Origin of the sequence: Prochlorococcus marinus XMU1404 (genome assembly GCF_017696175.1) — a bacterium.
GTDB lineage: Bacteria > Cyanobacteriota > Cyanobacteriia > PCC-6307 > Cyanobiaceae > Prochlorococcus_A > Prochlorococcus_A marinus_X.
This window is the reverse complement of the sequence record NZ_JAAORE010000001.1, coordinates 261,668-279,776: the sequence shown is the minus strand read 5'-3', so window position 1 is coordinate 279,776 and position 18,109 is coordinate 261,668. Positions and strand designations below refer to the sequence as shown.

Here is an 18,109-nt window from a genome sequence, read left to right as displayed (position 1 = left end):
TTATGCGTAGAAGCTTACGAGATTCAATAGTTGGATTTTCCTTATTAGGAGGAATTTTAATATTCACATTTTTTTCTTTTTGGCTAAGAGGAGTAAGATTATCCTCAAAAAATTGGCACCTCTTTGCTGAATTTAATAACGCAAGCGGATTATCAAAAAAGTCTCCAGTTACTTACAGAGGAATTTTAGTAGGTTCAATAGAGGACATAATATTTACCAATGAATCAATTAAAGCAAAAATAGTTTTAAACAATACAGATATTATTCTTCCAAGGCCAGCATTTGCGAGAGTAGTAACTAATTCTTTCCTTGGAGGAGATGTACAAGTCGCTATAGAAACTAGTGGGAAAACAATTCCAAAAAATATTGCAAAACCTATTTCTGAAAAATGTAATTCAAAATTAATTGTTTGTCAGGGAGACATTATCACTGGAAAACAATTATCAAGTCTTTCGAATATAACCAATACGCTAAGTCAACTTTTAAAAGAATCAAATCAAGAGAATTTAATTGAGAACATTGTTACCTCTATTGACCAATTTGATCGAACACAAGAAAATCTTGATGAATTAATTTTTTTATCAAAACAAGAAATAAAAAGAGTTAAGCCTTTAATAAAAGAAATTACAATTGCTGCTAATCATTTAAATAACATTTTGTCTACTATCGATGACAAAGAAACCCTTAATGACATTAAACTGACAATCAATGCTGCAAGATCTATCTCCAGCAAAATAGATGATATGAGTGATGATTTTGAAAAATTAACTCAAGATAAAGAATTCACTAAATCTTTAAGAGATTTAACAATTGGACTTTCAAAATTCCTTAACGAAATTTATCCATAAGAAATATTTAGAATTCATTTATAGCATTTAAGGCCATTGCTGCGATTGCTTTATCTGTAGCTTTTGGGAGTTGAACATATTTTCCTTGAGCTGCCTCTGCTAATTCTTTACCAAAGCCGCTTGCAATAAATTTTCTTTCAGTATCAATTACTAGAAGTTTTATACCAAGCATCGGATATTTTGAAGCGATATCAAGAACCTCTTGTTTTAAATCTACATTTTCATTTTCATTTTCATTATCTTTTGCTTCAGAATCATTTTGTCCTAGAGATAATCCTAATGGCACATTTCCTCTTCCATCAGTAATACCCACAACAATAACTTGGCCAATATCTCCTGTTGAAAGAGCATTTTTTGCTACTTTCGCTGATTGTGTTAGTCCATGTGCCAAGGGGGATCCTCCACCGCAAGGCATTGTTTCTAACCTTCTTTTTGCTGCAGTTATAGATCTTGTTGGAGGTAAAAGAACTTCGGCTTGATTACCTCTAAAAGGAATAAGAGCTACTTCATCTCTATTTTCATATGCCTCTGTTAAAAGTCTTATTACTGCGCCCTTAGCACTTTGCATTCTATTTAGAGCCATAGAGCCACTAGCATCAACAAGAAAAATGACTAAGGCGCCTGCCTTTTTTTGAAGAAGTTTGGCCCTAAAATCATTTTCTTCAATAATTATTGATTTGTTAGGGTTCCTTGATCTTCTAGATTTTTGATAAGGGGCTGCAGCTCGAAGAGTTGCATCTACTGCAATTCTTTTTAATTTACCTCTTGGAATAATAGGTTTTACATATCTTCCTCTACTGTCACTAAATATCACGGATCTACTACCACTATTTCCCGCTTTAGCTTTAGCTGATGAAAAAAGTAATAAATCAGGATCAACCATACATGCCTCAGGATCTAATATGAATTCTTCAGGTATTTCGGGAGTAGATTCTTCTTCTCCATCAGAATTATCTTCTTCTTGTTCTTGCTCTTGCTCATTATTAGTTTCATTATTCTCAGGTTCAGACTCTTCATTGTTTGATTGAGGTGGAGGGGGTGGACTCTGATCCTCTGGAGGGGGTGGTTGAATATCATCATCTTCTGGAGGTAATTGCATTGCTCGTGGAAGAATAACTAACCTTACTGCAACTTTTAGGTCTTCAGAATTTACATTTTCATCGCCTCGAAGAGCTGCATTCGCCTTAGCCACTTTCACCGCAAACAATTCTGATCTATGACCTTCTACTCCTCCTCTAAGAGCTTCATTCACTAAATAGGTTATTTGCTCCTTTGTTATCTTGACATCCTTTAACCATTGCCTTGCCAAAATTAATTGAGTGGATAAATTATCAGATTCTTCCGACCATTTTTCTGAAAATTTAATATTATTTTCTGCATGTGATAAAACAGATTTTGTAATCTCAACCCTTTGAGCATTATCAATAGATTGATCTGCGGAAAGCACAATCGCAAAACGATCTAAAACATGATCTCTTAAAGTACCTTCTTCAGGATTATAAGTTGCTATTAAGAGTGACTTACAAGGATGAGAAAGGCTTAAACCATCTCTTTCAATATTATTTTTCTCTCTTCCTGTAGCTTCAAGAATTAAATTTACAATACCATCATCCAATAAATTTATATCATCTACATATAGAACACCCCTATGAGCCTCTGCCAAAATTCCAGGCTGAAAAACTTGTTCCCCCGTACTTAATGAGGCAGCGACATCAATAGATCCAACAAGTCTGTCTTCAGTTATTCCAATTGGGACTTGAATAAATGGTGCCTCTCTTACTTTTTTTGGAATTTCTTCAATTTGATTCAAATAATCACTTCCAATTGCCTCCTCTAACAATTTATTTGTACTAATATCCCATTCCTCTGGTTTATCTGGATCTAGGTTTCTACCAATAGGTCTTAATGAAGTATTACTATTTATCTTAATTAGCCTTTCCAGTATTGATTCGTTATCTAATACCTCTATAGGAGGGAGTAAAGTATGCAAACCTCTTGCTAATACGGACTTTCCAGTACCTCTTCCGCCAGCGATAATCACTCCTCCTAAACTGGGATCGACTGCTGCCAAAAGCAAAGATAATTTCAATAAGCTATGACCTGTAATTGCCGCCAGAGGGAAAGCTCTAAAAGAATCCTTTGATTTCATTAAATCTTTTATTTCTCCTTTTTCTTTTAAATCGGAATTCAAAATCACTTTAAAAATGCCTGATATAGAATTTACCCAATAACTTTGTTTTTTGTAGTGGAATTATCAAATCTTAATATCAAAAATGGACTATGTATATCCCTTGGAGCAAATATTGATAGTAAATTCGGAAGCCCTCTTGAGTCACTATTAATTTGCAAACCAAAAATAGAAGAATTAATAAATGAGTGGGGAGATCTTTACAACAACAAAAAAGGAGAGAAAAGAAAATTTCATGCAAACTTTTTTTGGTCTTCAATTTATGAGACATTACCTCATGGAGTTAAAAATGAGCAGCCAAATTATTTAAATACTTTATTGCTTATAAAAAGTAATTCTTTTCCTAAACCATCAAATAAAAACGCGAAATTACTTTTAAAAGAGCTAAAAAAGTTAGAGAGATTTTTCGGACGAGAAGAGACGCCAAAGGGTAAGAAATGGCTATCAAGATGTCTCGATTTAGATATTCTTTGGTGGGAAGATTTTCGTACGGTTGACGAGGAATTAACATTACCTCACCCTAGATTCATGAATCGGAATTTCGTTATTACACCACTATCTGAAATCTTAAGCAGAAGCCAAAAAATCAAAAAGTTTGATGTCCCAAAATGGTCTATATAAATGATTTACAAAACCAAAAAATAACTGTTAGGCTGTCATTATTTAAAAATTATGGGCAACAAAAACTTTATAAGAAGATCCATTTTTAAAGAAAAAATATCTGAGTTAAAGTCAAAAAAATTTAGTTTCGAAATCAATAGAATTGAGCTTCCAAATGGACATGAAGGTGAATATGGATACATTAAGCATCCTGGGGCAGCATTAGCCGTACCTATTACAAAAGACAATAAAGTTATCATTCTTCGGCAATATAGATTTGCTGTTTCAAGGTATTTATTAGAATTTCCAGCAGGTACATTAGAAATAGGTGAAACACCTATCAATTCAATTAAAAGAGAAATACAAGAAGAAACTGGATTCAGTGCAAACAAATGGGATGAATTAGGAACTCTTGTTCCTGCTCCTGGCTATGCAGATGAAGAAATTTATTTATTTTTAGCTCGTGATTTAAACAAACTCAATTCCGAGGTTAAAGGAGATTTAGATGAAGATATAGAAGTATTAATTTTAGATCCCGACAAACTAGATAATCTTATTTCTAGTGGGGATGAAATTCTTGACGCAAAAACCGTTACTGCTTGGTTTAGAGCTAAACAATTTTTAGATAAATTATGAATAAACCTAGAATACTTTTTTGGCATAGAAAGGATTTGAGAATATTTGATAATCAAGCTTTAATCAAAGCATTTTCATTATCAAATGCTATTACTTCAACTTATATATTTGATAAAAATTACTCACACGATTTCAATGCAAGTTCAAGAGCTTGGTTTCTAGGAAATTCGCTTCAAGAATTAGGAAATAATTGGAAAAAAATGGGTAGTAGATTAGTTATGGAAGAAGGAGATCCGATATTAATAATTCCTCAATTAGCAAATAAAATAGATGCTAAATTTGTTTTTTGGAATAGATCAATTGAACCTTATGAGATTAATCGAGATTCAGAAATAAAAAATAATTTAAAAGAACAAAATATTCAAGTTATTGAAACTTGGGATCATTTAATAGTAGAACCTTTAAAAATATTTTCAGGGAATAATAATCCTTATTCAGTTTATGGACCTTTTTACAAAAACCTTAAATCAAAAATGAATTTATTAGGTTCATTTGAACAAGATAAAGTTGTTTTCCAGTTTAAAGATATAGATAATAAACTTAAAGAAAATAAGACAATAAATTCATCTGATTCGGTCCTAGAAAAATTTATCAAAAATATCAAATTTCCTGGTTCGAATATTTGTCCATGTAGACCTGGAGAGAATGCTGCGCAAACATTATTAGAAAACTTCATTAACGAAAAAAAAATATATTCTTATAATTCTGCTAGAGATTTTCCTTCCCATAATGGGACATCATTTCTAAGTGCATCTCTCAGATTCGGCACCATAAGTATTAGAAAAGTTTGGAACGCCACATTAAAGTTAACTTCAGATTTCTCAAATCAAGAAAATTACCTATCAATTGAAACTTGGCAAAAAGAACTTGTTTGGCGTGAATTTTATCAACATTGCTTATTCCATTTCCCAGAGCTTGAGAAAGGTCCATATAGAAAAAAATGGGATCACTTTCCATGGCAAAACAATTATGAATGGTTTCAACATTGGAGCAACGGAGAGACCGGAGTACCTATAGTTGATGCTGCAATGCGTCAACTTAATAGTACTGGCTGGATGCATAACAGATGTAGGATGATAGTCGCTTCATTTCTGGTAAAAGACCTTATATGCAGTTGGCAAATGGGTGAGAAAAAATTTATGGAGACGTTGGTTGATGGAGACTTAGCTGCAAATAATGGGGGATGGCAGTGGAGCGCCAGTAGCGGTATGGATCCAAAACCACTTAGAATTTTTAATCCATATACCCAAGCAAAAAAATTTGATCCTATTTGCGAATATATAAAATATTGGATTCCAGAATTATCTAAAGTGTCAAATTCAGAATTATTAAATGGGGATATATCTAATTTAGAAAAAATTAATTATTCAAGCCCTATTGTCAATCACAACATACAACAAAGATTATTTAAATCTCTTTATGCTGAAATTTGAATTTCCTCTATACAATTCTTTAAAACTTTATTTAAATTTTCTGCTACATAAACTTGCTCTTCATAAGAAATTTCAGGAAACATTGGGAGACTAAGAACTTCTGTACAAATTCTCTCTGTATTTATGAGTTTTGTTCTAGAAAAATTTTTATTTTTATAAGCTATTTGTGCATGTATTGGAATTGGATAATAAATAATTGAATTAATACCTTTTTCAAAAAGTTGTTGTTTCACCAAATTCCTTAAGGAATAGTATTTTTTGCAATCAGTATCAAATAAATTTGAAAAATCTTCATTTAAAAAATATTTATCGTTTCTTAATTTAATGACAAATTGGTTCCAAGAATGGGAAATTGAATCAGAGCTAATTTTTGGAAAACTAATAAATGGATTTTTTTGTAATAAATTAAGGTAATTATTAGCAATTTTTTGGCGATTATTAATCCACTTAGAAATATATTTAATTTTAATGTTTAATATTGCAGCTTGAATGGTATCAAGTCTGCTGTTATATCCAATTCGGGTATGGTGATATCTTATTGGACTGCCATGAACAGCCAGTTCTCTAATTTTTTTGGCAATCTTCTGATCTGAAGTTGTTACTGCTCCACCATCTCCAGCAGCTCCTAAATTTTTAGTAGGGAAAAAGCTAAAACAACCTATATCACCGATACTACCAACTTTGGAATTTTCCCACATTGTGCATGTTGCCTGAGCACAATCTTCGATTACTTTTAAGTCATATTTATTGGCCAAAGATTTTATTAAGGTCATATTCACTGCATTCCCAAATAAATGAACTGGCATAATTGCCTTGGTATTAGAATTTATTTCTTGTTCTATTAGTTCAGTATTAATGAGATAAGTTTCTGGATCTATATCTACCAAAATAGGATTAGCACCAACTGCACTAATAGCCTCTGCAGTCGCAAAAAAGCTAAAAGATGAGGTAATAACTTCATCACCCACACCAATATCTAATGCGCGCAAAGCTAATACTAAAGCATCAGTTCCACTATTACATCCAATAGTACTCTCAACACCAATCAGACTAGAAAAACTCTCCTCAAATTTTGCAATTTCTTGTCCTCCAATATACTGCCCCCCTTTTAAAACTTTAGAAACCTCACTCTCAATTTCTGTGCCAATCTCTTGGTACTGCCTATTTAAAGTAAATGGAGGTATCTGCATAGTGAATATATTAACCCTAAACTATATTTCTATGGGTAAAAAAAATTTAATTCATTTAAACCAACTCGGTTCTTTACCAGGAGTCCATTTTATATTACAACCTAAAGAAGGCATCTGATTTGAAGGATAAGAATTATCTTGATTCAAATCTTTTATAGCAGAGCGCAAATCTTTTCCAGACATAGGGATATTATTACCTGGTCTACTATCGTCTAATTGGCCATGATAAAACAATAAAAAATCACCATCTCCTTCATTTGAGAAAAGATAAAAATCAGGGGTGCAAGCCGCTTTTAATTCCTTAGCAAAATTTTGATTTTCATCATATAGATAAGGAAAACTCCATCCCTGTGATTGTGCTTGTAATCTCAAATTTTCAGGAGAATCTGAAGGATGTGTGACAATATCATTACTAGAAATTGCAACTGTTTGAACTGTATTTTCAATTTCTTTACTTAAGGTGAAAATTTGATTCTCAATATATTTAACAAATGGACAATGGGCACAAATAAACATTAAAAGTAAATGCCGATTATCTAGATTATGAGAATTAAAATATTGATTATTAGAAGAATTAGCATTTAACATTTCGAAATTAGGTAATTGAAAACCTAATTCCAAAACCATAGAATTTGTTTTGACCATATTTAAGTTAAATATTTTTTGATATTTGAAAATTATTGTATATTTTGCAGTAATCCGTAAAGATAGGTACTTTGATATAGGAGAATATATAGAAATAATAAACAAAATGCTTCTAAATCTATCTGGCAAAAGAATTCTTGTTACAGGAATTGCCAATAACCGTTCAATAGCATGGGGTATTGCTCAACAACTATCAAAAGCTGGCGCAGAACTTGGAATCACATATTTGCCTGATGATAAGGGAAGATTCGAATCTAAAGTTAGAGAACTAACTGAACCGTTAAACCCATCCTTATTTTTGCCTCTTGATGTTCAAAATCCAGCTCAAATTGAAGAAATCTTTAAAAATATAAAAGACAATTGGGGGCAAATTGACGGATTAGTTCACTGCCTTGCATTTGCAGGACGCGATGAATTGATTGGAGATTATAGTGCTACCACTTCAGAGGGTTTTGATAGGGCTCTTAATATAAGTGCGTATTCGTTAGCACCTTTATGTAAAGCAGCAAAGCCACTTTTTAGTGATGGTGCTGGCGTTGTCTCATTAACTTATTTAGGATCAGAGAGGGCGATCCCTAACTACAACGTAATGGGAGTTGCAAAAGCAGCTTTAGAAGCTTCAGTAAGATATCTTTCTGCAGAACTTGGGCCCGAAAAACAAGTCCGAGTCAATGCAATAAGTGCTGGACCTATAAGAACACTTGCTAGTTCTGCCATAGGTGGCATTTTAGATATGATTCACAATGTTGAAGAAAAGGCTCCTTTACGCAGAACAGTCACTCAAACGGAAGTAGGTAATACTGCTGCTTTTTTATTAAGTGATCTCTCTAGCGGCATTTCAGGCCAAACAATTTATGTTGATGCGGGTTACTGCATTAATGGAATGTAAACTAAATTTTTTGCATAAAAATGTCATCTCTAAGGCAATCTGAAATAAAAAGAAAAACGAATGAAACAGATATTTCTGTATTTATAAACTTAGATGGGAATGGGATTTCCGAAATTGAAACCGGGATACCATTCTTAGATCATATGCTTCATCAAATATCCAGTCATGGTTTATTCGATTTAAAAATAAAAGCAATTGGAGATACCCATATTGATGATCATCATACAAATGAAGATGTAGGAATCGCGTTAGGCAAAGCATTTTCAAAAGCCTTGGGAGAAAGAAAAGGAATCAGTAGATTTGGACATTTCTTTGCCCCATTAGATGAAGCATTAGTTCAAGTTACTTTGGACTGTTCCGGCAGACCACATCTATCTTACGATCTTCAATTAAAAGCTCCTAGAATTGGCAATTATGATACTGAACTAGTAAAAGAGTTTTTTATCGCATTTGTAAATAACAGTGGTATTACTCTGCATATTAATCAAATAAGAGGTAGCAATTCACATCATATAGTTGAGGCTTGCTTTAAAGCTTTTTCACGAGCAATGAGAATGGCTACCGAAATAGATCTAAGAAGATCTAATTCAATTCCAAGCAGTAAAGGAATGCTGGAAAATCAATAAATAGGAATTTTTTCTAATTAGCCACAATTTAGTTGATTTTTGGCGAAGATAGAAAAAGTTGTTATTTTGTTGTGACTAATTTACAAGATAAAAAAATTGATAAATTTAAAAGTTTTAAAAAAGAAGATTGGTCAAGTGCGTATCAAAATGTAGAAAAGGAGCTAACCAAGGAACCTCTAAAAATTAGCAAAGGTAATAATATTAAAAATTTGAATGGAACATTATTAAGAAATGGACCAGGAATATTAGAGAGAGGTGGACAATGGGTTCATCATCCATTTGATGGAGATGGAATGATAACATCCATAAAATTCGAAAATGGTCAGCCATTCTTAACAAATAGATTTGTTAAAACTAAAGGATATTTGGAAGAAGAAAAAATAAATCAGTTTATTTATAGAGGTGTTTTTGGGACTCAAAAAAATGGAGGGATTTTAAATAATGCATTAGATCTAAAATTCAAGAATATCGCTAATACTCATGTTGTTAAATTAGGAGATGAAATTCTCGCGTTATGGGAAGCAGCCGGTCCACATGCAATGGATCCTGATAGTCTTGACACTATTGGTTTAACAACATTAAAAGGGGTACTCAGGCCTAACGAAGCATTCAGTGCACATCCCAAAACAGACCTAAACTCAAATGCATCTTCAGAACTTTTAGTCACTTTTGGAGTTCAAACCGGCCCAAAAAGTACTATTAGATTAATGGAATTTAATAATGCTGGTAGAAATTCTGGAGAGCTCATTTTCGACAGAAAAGATACTTTTAATGGCTTTGCATTCCTTCATGATTTCGCAATTACAACTAATTGGGCAATATTTCTACAGAATGCTATTGATTTCAATCCTCTTCCATTTGTAATGGGTCAAAGAGGAGCAGCACAATGTCTAAAGTCAAACCCAAATAAAAAGGCAAAGTTTTTTATCATTCCCAGAGAAAGTGGATTATTTAGAGGTCAGCCACCGTTAACAATAGATGCTCCAGAAGGATTCGTTTTTCATCATGTAAATGCATTTGAAAAAGATTCCAAAATCATATTAGATAGTATTTTTTATGATGATTTCCCATCAGTTGGTCCAGACGAAAATTTTAGGGATATCGACTTTGATAAATATCCAGAAGGAAAACTGAAAAGATCAATTATCGATTTAAAGAAAAAAACTAGTGTACTCGAAACTTTAAGTGAACAATGTTGTGAATTTGCTGTTGTTAATCCTAAAAACTTAGGATTAACAGCAACTTTTAGTTGGATGGCAAGCACCTCTCAAAAGCTGGGGAACGCTCCACTTCAAGCAATAAAAAAAATAAATTTAACTTCCAAAGAAGAGATTTTTTGGTCAGCTGGTCCAAGTGGATTCGTAAGTGAACCAATTATGGTTCCATCAGAAAACTCTTCAAAAGAAGATGAGGGATTTTTATTTATACTTATATGGAACGGAGAAAGAAGAGGAAGCGATTTAGCGATATTAGACGCAAAAGACTTAAAAGAATTAGCTGTTTATGAATTACCCATTTCAATTCCTCATGGCCTTCATGGATCTTGGGTTAATTGCATTTAAGAAAAAATTTCAATTAAATCTGGAATAATTTTTTTTAATGCTTTACCTCTATGACTACAAGAGTCTTTAATATCATTATTCATTTCTGCGAAAGTTAATCTGGTAGAACTCTCCTCAAAAATTGGGTCATATCCAAAACCACCTTTTCCTCTCGGGTTTAAAATAATTTTGCCATGACATTTGGCTTCAGATTCAATAATCACTTCACCATTTGGAGAACAAACACAAATATTGGCAATAAAGAAAGCACTTCTATTTTGAACTCCATCAAGTTCTTTTAAAACTCGTTCAATTCTCTTCTGATCATTTTCTGCATATCTAGATGAGTAAATGCCAGGCTTACCATCTAGTGCTTCAATACAAATTCCTGAATCATCTGCTATTGAGAAATTATTTGTTTTTCTCGAAACTACACTCGCTTTTTTAATTGCATTATCTCTAAATGTCAGTCCATCCTCTTCAACTTCTAATGATTCTGGCTGGAGTAATAATTTACAAGTAACTCCAGCAAGCAATTTCTTATATTCTTCAATTTTACCTTTATTCTTACTCGCTAAATATAATTTTTTCATCCTTATTTTCCTGCCAAATTTATAAATAATTGACCCCATTCTAATAATTCATCTAAATAAGATTCTTTTGGTGCTTCACAATATAACCTTAAAAGAGGTTCCGTTCCTGAAAACCTAAAAAGGAGCCAAAAATTTTTATCAATTCTCAACTTTATTCCATCAATCTTTGAGAAACTTTTTAACTTGTGATTATTAATATTCTCAGGAATATTATCTATGATAAATTCTTTTACATTATTTTTTTCTGACTGATTTGGAAATTTAATATCAATTCTTTTATAAAAACTTGGCCCAAAATCTGCTTGAATTTCATCTAAGGTTTCATATAAATATTGAGATTTTTCAGCAATTCCATTTAATAAAACCATCGCTGCATATATAGCATCTCTTTCAGGCATAAAGTCACCAAAACCAACACCCCCAGATTCCTCTCCTCCAATAAATATTTTCTCTTTAATCATTTTTTCAGCAATATATTTAAAGCCAACTGGAAGTTCAAAAACTTCTCTATTTTGACTCTCTGATATATTTTTAATAATATCTGAACCACTAACAGTCTTTAAAACTGGATAAGAATTATTTTTAATTTCGCCCAAATAGCTAATAAAGTATGGGAGTAAATCTTGAGTACTAGAGTATCTTCCTTTTTCATCAATTGCCGCGATTCTATCACCATCACCATCAAATATAATTCCTAGAGTTTTCACTTCATTTGTTGAATTTTTCATTAGTATTTGATTTAGATCATCTGCATAATTTAAAAGAGGTTCAGGAGGTTTTCCTCCAAAAAAAGGATCAGCATCTTTCCTAATTTCAGAAATAACTTTTAAATCATTAGAAGCAAAAATATCAGCCATACAATTTGCAGCTGAACCATGCATAGAATCAACAAAAATTCTCAATTTCATTTTTTTCAATCTATTGGAAATAAAGTCAATATCAAAAAGGGATTTAATTCTATCTAAATGAAATTTCTTAATATCTACCAATTGATTAACACCATCTATTTTTTCAATTGAATTTCCAAACATTAATCTTTTTTCAACTTCACTTGTAAAAGATTCATCAACAGAACATCCATTAAAGCTCTTTATTTTTAGACCTAGCCAATTATATGGATTATGACTTGCTGTAATAACTAACGCTCCAAGACAACCGACTTCTTTGGCATAGAAACTACAAGAGGGTGTTGTAACAAAGCTATCAGATAAGATCGGTTCGAAACCACATCCTCTTACAAAAGGCACTATTTGCTTGGCAAATTCACAAGCCATAAATCTACGGTCATATCCAATAATAATTTTCTTTGAATTAACTTCTTTATAGTATTGATAATGTAATTCCTGGCATGCAGCAACTACAACTCTTGAAAGATTGGATAAATTAAAATCAAATCCAATAATTCCTCTCCACCCATCAGTTCCAAATTTTATCTTATCTAATTTATCAGCTGTCAAATTTAAAATTTCCTTGATTTCTTCTAATTATCTATACTAATTTATATGAGTAAATTTTAAAACCGCTCTTAAATAATAATTTGAATTCTCTTCATTTAAAAAGTTTTACAAGATGTAAAAGAAAAGCATGGCTAGATTATAAGGGTAAAAAATCTTATGAAGTTTGGTCTCCCCATAAAGCTATAGATAAAATTAATCAGTTTCAAATTTTCTCTGAATTTTGTAATAGTGAAATATATACAGGATTAAAAGGCTGTGAAAATGGTTATCAAGGGGTAATTGGATTAAAAGTAAAAGGGGATCTTTTCCAAAATATTAACGCAGAGATACGTCCACAATTACTTGTAAAGACTAAAGGTAAAAGTAAATGGGGACAATATAAATATTTACCTGCTGTTTATAAGTTAGGCAAGAAAACCACTAAAGAACATTTATTCGACTTAGCTTTTAGTTCTATGCTGTTGGAATCTTTTCAAGAATCTAAAATTGAGAAAGGATTAGTAATTTCAAGTTTTGATAAAAAAGTTAATGTTGAAGAAATTTATTTAAATAAAAAATTAAGAAAAAAAGTTTTAAATGTTTTATTAAGTTTGAATGAATGCTTGGAGGGATTCATGCCAGAAATAACTCAAGATAGAAAAAAATGTACTATTTGTTCATGGCAAAAATTTTGTGACAAAGAAGCAAAAGAAAATGGATATCTAACAGATATAGATGGAATAGGCTCCAAAACGGCATCATTACTTATAACAAATGGAATATCTAATACCCAAACATTAGCTTCGTATAGCGAAAAAAAACTTGGAGAAAAATTATCTAAATTCAATGATCAAAATTATGAAAAAGCGTCCGTATTTATAAAGCAAGCACAAGCTTATATTTCTGGGGAACCATATCGCATTTCCAATAAAAATGCTACCAGCGATCTACTAGAAAAAACATGTTCGGGATTTTATATATTTGATATTGAGTCAAATCCAGATGATAAGCATGACTTTTTATATGGTTTTTTAAAAATAAATAATTTGTATACAAAAAAAGAAGATCATAATTATAAACCAATTTTGAATCTCAAAAACAATAAAGGAGAATCTTACAGGAAAATTATTGAAATACTTTTTTTACAGAAGGAATTGCCAGTTTTACATTACGGAGAAACTGAAAAGATAGCAATAATTAATATTGCTAAAAACCTAAATTTTAGTTTTGAAGAAATTGATTCACTTGCCTCAAGATTTATAGACTTACATACCTTAATACGAAAGTCTTGGATATTACCACTAAAAAACTATGGCCTAAAAACTGTTTCTAATTGGCTTGGATTTGAATGGATGCAGAAGAATGTAAGTGGCTCGAAAGCCCTTTATTGGTGGATTCAATATCAAATTACAGAAAACGAAATATTTTTAAAAAAAATTATCCAATATAACAAAGATGATTGTTTGGCTACTCTACAAATTGCAGAATATTTAATCAAAAATCAATTAAAGAAAAATTGATCCTACAGATTTATTAATAATAATTTTTCCAAAAATTTCTGAAAAAAAATAACTTCCTTCCTCTAAATATTTTCTTTTTATCATTGCTAAACCTTTTATTTGAGAATCTGATTTAAAAAAACTAGTGATTTTCCCTACAGAAATATCCTTTGCAGAATTTATATATAAATTTTTATCTTCTACGTCTAAATTCAAATTAGATTCAATTGAATTCCAAATTCTTATTTCCTGTTTTAAAGAAGAAACATTTTTTATTTTTGACATTGTTTCTTGTCCTAAATAACAACCTTTATCAAAATCTATAAGATCTTTTAAACCAAGCTCAAGAGGATTATTTTTTCCGTTTATTTCGATTTCTAATGAGGGTATTGCCTGATTAATCTTCCAAATTTTTAAATCATTGGGATTTAGTAAATTTAGTTTATTTTTATATATTTCAAATTCTTTATCTTCTGTTTTGAAGAAAATAGGCTGGTAAGTTCTCCATGAACTAAATTCATCAATTTCCTGAATTCTATTTATCAAGAAGGGTTTACTTAGAAGTACATCGTCCGCTGGAAAAATAATTTGATTAAAGTAATCAATTATTTCATTAGTGTTACCCGCCAAGATAATTACTTCTAAATTTCTTTCTAAAAAAATAATTTCAATTAATGACCTTAAAACTCCATTTGGAGTTAACCAACAAGTTTTGATAACTTCATTTTGTGAATTAAGAATATTACTAGTTGTTATCCCATTCAAAAATTTTCTGGCATCTTTTCCAGTAATAGAAAAACAATCAAATTTTTCAAGCCAAAACTTTTTTTTTATATCTTGCATTTTTAAATGATTATAAAAAGTCTTTTATTGTAAAAAGACTCTTTAATTTAATATTTTCATCTTCAAGGGCTTCTAATCCCCCTTCTTGCCTATCAACTATAGATAAAACTTCCTCAACAACATAATTATTTTCACGTAACTTTTTTATAGCTTTTATCACTGAACCAGCAGTTGTAACGACATCCTCTAAAACAGTTACCAAAGTTCCTTCTTCTAATGTAGGGCCCTCTATTCCAGCTTTGGTACCGTATTTCTTTATTTCTTTTCGAATTATTAAACCATCAAGGTCTAGGCCATGCAAAGCTGCTTTGACAATTAATCCACTTACTATAGGGTCTGCACCTAATGTCAATCCTGCTACAGCTTTTGACCTTGAGTCCTTTAACTCTAGAAATAAATCACTTATTAAGTTTAAGCCTTCGCCATTTAATGACACTGGTTTACAGTTCAAGTAATGACTGCTTTTTTTTCCTGAAGATAAAGTGAAGTTTCCTTTCTTATAAGATTTTTCAATTAACTGTTTTAACAATTTTGCTTTATTTAAATCATACTTATCCGAAAATTTGCCCATTAGTAAAAGTTAAATTTATATTTAAAGATTAGAAGAAAAAAAAGAAATCTCACAAAAACTTCCAAATGAGGTGGTTTTTGAAATATTATTTTTATATTGTATATTTAAATTCAATGTAATTAAACTTACAGAAACTCCTTGGGGGGTGTAGCAATCTGGTGAATGCACCAAACTCATAATTTGGCTAAGGCGAGTTCGATCCTCGCCACCCCCATTATTCATTTGTCATTGAATGAAAATAACACTACTTTTATTTATTTTATTTTTCCCAGCTTTTTTCGCAGCAAGTGAACTCTCTTTTTTGTTAATAAGGCCAAGCAAAGTTTTAAGGCTAATAGAAGAAAAAAAGAAAGGAGCATTTGCAATTCTTAAAATTCAAAAAAGATTTAGATCTTCCTTAATTGCTTCACAATTTGGAGTAACAATTTCATTAATTGCTATCGGATGGCTCAGCAATAGCATTGCGAATGATTACTGGAAAATAAATATATTGCCAAATAGATTTTATGATCTTCTGCTATTTTTATTTGTTGTTTTAGTAGTTACTCTTATCTCTGGACTAATTCCTAAGGCCCTAGTAATTAATAATCCAGAATCTGCTGCATTAAGGTTAACCACAATATTCAATGCCGTAAGAAAAGGTATGCAACCTATAATTACGATAATCGAATTCTTTGCCAGCGCCTGTTTGGGTTTATTCAATTTAAATAACAAATGGGATTCTTTAAATTCAGGTTTATCAGCAAGCGAATTAGAGACTCTTATAGAAACAGATAATGTTACAGGTTTAAAGCCAGATGAGAAGAATATTCTTGAAGGAGTTTTTGCTTTAAAAGATACACAAGTAAAAGAAGTAATGATTCCAAGATCTGAAATGGTAACTTTACCCAAGAACATAACTTTTTCAGAACTCATGAAAAAAGTAGACGAAACTAGACATGCACGCTTCTTTGTAATTGACGAGTCTCTAGATGATGTATTAGGTGTATTAGATTTGCGTTATTTAGCTAAGCCAATATCTAAGGGAGAAATGGATGCCCATACATTATTGGAGCCTTTTCTTTTGCCAGTGACAAAAATAATAGAAACAAGTTCCTTAGCAGAAATATTACCAATTGTCAGGGAATACAATCCTTTCTTACTAGTAGTTGATGAACATGGTGGAACAGAAGGTCTCATAACTGCAGCTGATCTAAATGGAGAAATAGTTGGAGAGGAAATGCTCAATAGTAGAATCTATGCAGATATGAAAATGTTAGATAATTTCTCTAGAAAATGGTCAATAGCTGGAAAATCAGAAATTATAGATATTAATAAAAAGTTAAATTGTTCAATTCCAGAAGGTGCAGACTACTATACCCTTGCTGGATTTCTGCTAGAAAAATTTCAAATGGTTCCAAAAATTGGCGACGTTTTAGATTTTGATAATATTAAATTTGAAGTTATTTCTATGTCAGGCCCTAAAATTGATCGTGTTAAAATAATTCTTCCTAAAAGCTAAATTTGGCTTCTTATAGAGGATAATGATACTTAAACAATAAGGATTTAAAGTTATGCAACCAACCTCATCACCCGTAAAGGTTGGAGTCATAGGTATTGGAAATATGGGATGGCATCATGCTCGAGTTCTCAGTTTACTCAAAGATGCTAATCTCATTGGAGTTGCAGACCCAAACGAAGAGAGAGGTAAGTTAGCTATTGAGCAATTTCAATGCGAATGGTTCAAAGACTTTAAGGACTTAATTCCGAAAGTTGATGCTATTTGTATAGCTGTCCCTACACTACTTCATCAAAAAGTAGGACTAGATTGTCTTAAAAAAGGTATCAATGTTCTAATTGAAAAACCAATTGCAGCAAATGAGTTAGAAGCAAAATCTTTAATAGAGGCAGCGAATGCAAGTAATTGTCTATTACAAGTTGGTCATATTGAAAGATTTAATCCTGCTTTTAGAGAATTAAATAAAATAATAAATAATGAAGAAATTGTTGTTTTAGAAGCAAGGAGGCATAGTCCTCATGCAGATAGAGCAAATGATGTTTCTGTAGTGATGGACTTAATGATCCATGACATTGATCTTGTTTTAGAGCTTGTAAACTCGAAAATACAAAAATTAGCAGCTGTTGGGGGCAGAAATAGCGAAGGATTAATAGATTACGTGAATGCTACTTTAGTTTTTAAAAATAATGTTATAGCTAGCTTAACTGCCAGCAAAATGAGTCACAAAAAGATTAGAAGCTTAAGTGCTCACTGCCAAAATAGTCTAGTAGAAACTGATTTCTTAAATCACTCTCTTCAAATCCATCGAAAGTCTCATGAATCCTACACAGCAGAGCATGGTGAGTTAGTTTATAGGAATGATGGATATGTCGAAGAAGTTAGCACAACTTCTATTGAACCTCTTTATGCAGAATTGGAGCATTTTCTTAAATGCGTTCAGGGCAAAGAAATACCTGAGGTAGATGGTGAGCAAGCCTCAAGAGCTTTAAAAATAGCTGATTTTATAGAGAGTGCTGTAGAAAATTCTGGAGATGCGATTTTACTTGAAAACCCCTTCTAATACAAATTATTTT

Annotated in this window: 17 protein-coding genes and 1 tRNA gene; 11 read left to right on the top strand and 7 right to left on the bottom strand. The window is 31.5% G+C overall.

The window, feature by feature from the left end; genetic code table 11:
- Window positions 1-2 precede the first annotated feature (2 nt).
- Entirely contained in the window at window positions 3-848 is an 846-nt protein-coding gene (locus HA144_RS01505; protein WP_209041823.1) for an MlaD family protein, read from the top strand.
- A gap of 7 nt (window positions 849-855) precedes the next feature.
- Here the strand turns inward: HA144_RS01505 and bchD are convergent, their stop codons facing one another.
- Window positions 856-2,997 (bottom strand): magnesium chelatase ATPase subunit D, encoded by a 2,142-nt coding sequence (bchD, locus tag HA144_RS01500; protein WP_245152818.1) that lies wholly within the window; start codon window positions 2,995-2,997, stop codon window positions 856-858.
- Window positions 2,998-3,093: 96 nt separating this feature from the next.
- Between bchD and folK the strand changes: the two genes are divergently transcribed.
- Genes folK through HA144_RS01485 form a run of 3 tightly spaced genes read left to right on the top strand, consistent with a single transcriptional unit; the run spans window position 3,094 to window position 5,705 of the window.
- The gene (gene folK / locus HA144_RS01495) at window positions 3,094-3,657 is read left to right on the top strand and encodes a 2-amino-4-hydroxy-6-hydroxymethyldihydropteridine diphosphokinase (protein ID WP_209041819.1); all 564 of its coding nucleotides are present in this window, start codon (window positions 3,094-3,096) and stop codon (window positions 3,655-3,657) included.
- 51 nt (window positions 3,658-3,708) lie between these two features.
- Window positions 3,709-4,272: an NUDIX hydrolase gene (locus HA144_RS01490; protein WP_209041817.1), complete on the top strand. Its 564-nt coding sequence runs from the start codon at window positions 3,709-3,711 to the stop codon at window positions 4,270-4,272.
- The gene (locus HA144_RS01485; protein WP_209041815.1) at window positions 4,269-5,705 is read left to right on the top strand and encodes a cryptochrome/photolyase family protein; all 1,437 of its coding nucleotides are present in this window, start codon (window positions 4,269-4,271) and stop codon (window positions 5,703-5,705) included. Before HA144_RS01490 ends, HA144_RS01485 begins: the two co-directional genes overlap by 4 nt.
- Here HA144_RS01485 and HA144_RS01480 read toward each other — a convergent pair.
- Together HA144_RS01480 and HA144_RS01475 are read right to left on the bottom strand one after the other, a co-directional pair.
- The gene (locus tag HA144_RS01480; protein WP_209041814.1) at window positions 5,690-6,895 is read right to left on the bottom strand and encodes a DegT/DnrJ/EryC1/StrS family aminotransferase; all 1,206 of its coding nucleotides are present in this window, start codon (window positions 6,893-6,895) and stop codon (window positions 5,690-5,692) included. The two genes, HA144_RS01485 and HA144_RS01480, sit on opposite strands and share 16 nt — an antisense overlap.
- 51 nt (window positions 6,896-6,946) lie before the next feature.
- Entirely contained in the window at window positions 6,947-7,540 is a 594-nt protein-coding gene (locus tag HA144_RS01475; RefSeq protein WP_209041812.1) for a thioredoxin family protein, read from the bottom strand.
- Window positions 7,541-7,646: 106 nt separating this feature from the next.
- On the opposite strand from HA144_RS01475, the gene fabI reads away from it, so the two are divergent.
- The 3 genes from fabI (at window position 7,647) to HA144_RS01460 (ending at window position 10,617) form a co-directional block, all read left to right on the top strand.
- A complete protein-coding gene (fabI, locus tag HA144_RS01470) occupies window positions 7,647-8,429 on the top strand; it encodes an enoyl-ACP reductase FabI (protein WP_209042530.1) in 783 nt (260 codons plus the stop codon).
- Between the two features lie 20 nt (window positions 8,430-8,449).
- Entirely contained in the window at window positions 8,450-9,055 is a 606-nt protein-coding gene (gene hisB / locus HA144_RS01465; RefSeq protein WP_209041810.1) for an imidazoleglycerol-phosphate dehydratase HisB, read from the top strand.
- A gap of 71 nt (window positions 9,056-9,126) precedes the next feature.
- Complete coding sequence (locus tag HA144_RS01460) at window positions 9,127-10,617, top strand: carotenoid oxygenase family protein (RefSeq protein WP_209041808.1); 1,491 nt, start codon at window positions 9,127-9,129, stop codon at window positions 10,615-10,617.
- Here the strand turns inward: HA144_RS01460 and rdgB are convergent.
- Both rdgB and HA144_RS01450 read right to left on the bottom strand, forming a co-directional pair.
- Window positions 10,614-11,189, bottom strand: coding sequence for an RdgB/HAM1 family non-canonical purine NTP pyrophosphatase (gene rdgB, locus HA144_RS01455; protein WP_209041806.1), 576 nt, complete (start codon window positions 11,187-11,189; stop codon window positions 10,614-10,616). The two genes, HA144_RS01460 and rdgB, sit on opposite strands and share 4 nt — an antisense overlap.
- Before the next feature lie 2 nt (window positions 11,190-11,191).
- On the bottom strand, window positions 11,192-12,646 hold the full coding sequence (locus HA144_RS01450; RefSeq protein WP_209041804.1) for a phosphoglucomutase/phosphomannomutase family protein: 1,455 nt from the start codon (window positions 12,644-12,646) through the stop codon (window positions 11,192-11,194).
- A gap of 80 nt (window positions 12,647-12,726) precedes the next feature.
- Here HA144_RS01450 and HA144_RS01445 point away from each other — a divergent pair, with 80 nt between their 5' ends.
- On the top strand, window positions 12,727-14,145 hold the full coding sequence (locus HA144_RS01445) for a TM0106 family RecB-like putative nuclease (RefSeq protein WP_209041802.1): 1,419 nt from the start codon (window positions 12,727-12,729) through the stop codon (window positions 14,143-14,145).
- Here HA144_RS01445 and HA144_RS01440 read toward each other — a convergent pair.
- Together HA144_RS01440 and pyrE are read right to left on the bottom strand one after the other, a co-directional pair.
- Window positions 14,131-14,967 (bottom strand): folate-binding protein YgfZ, encoded by an 837-nt coding sequence (locus tag HA144_RS01440; protein ID WP_209041800.1) that lies wholly within the window; start codon window positions 14,965-14,967, stop codon window positions 14,131-14,133. The genes HA144_RS01445 and HA144_RS01440 overlap by 15 nt on opposite strands.
- A 10-nt stretch (window positions 14,968-14,977) precedes the next feature.
- Window positions 14,978-15,538, bottom strand: a complete 561-nt coding sequence (pyrE, locus tag HA144_RS01435) for an orotate phosphoribosyltransferase (protein WP_209041798.1) — start codon at window positions 15,536-15,538, stop codon at window positions 14,978-14,980.
- A 141-nt stretch (window positions 15,539-15,679) separates the two neighbouring features.
- Here pyrE and HA144_RS01430 point away from each other — a divergent pair.
- From HA144_RS01430 to HA144_RS01420, 3 genes are all read left to right on the top strand, one after another.
- Window positions 15,680-15,752, top strand: a tRNA-Ile gene (locus HA144_RS01430).
- Window positions 15,753-15,770: 18 nt separating this feature from the next.
- Window positions 15,771-17,039 carry a hemolysin family protein gene (locus HA144_RS01425; protein WP_209041796.1) on the top strand — a complete coding sequence of 423 codons (1,269 nt, stop codon included), beginning with the start codon at window positions 15,771-15,773 and terminating at the stop codon, window positions 17,037-17,039.
- A gap of 52 nt (window positions 17,040-17,091) precedes the next feature.
- Window positions 17,092-18,096, top strand: coding sequence for a Gfo/Idh/MocA family protein (locus tag HA144_RS01420; RefSeq protein ID WP_209041794.1), 1,005 nt, complete (start codon window positions 17,092-17,094; stop codon window positions 18,094-18,096).
- The last annotated feature ends 13 nt before the right edge of the window (window positions 18,097-18,109 follow it).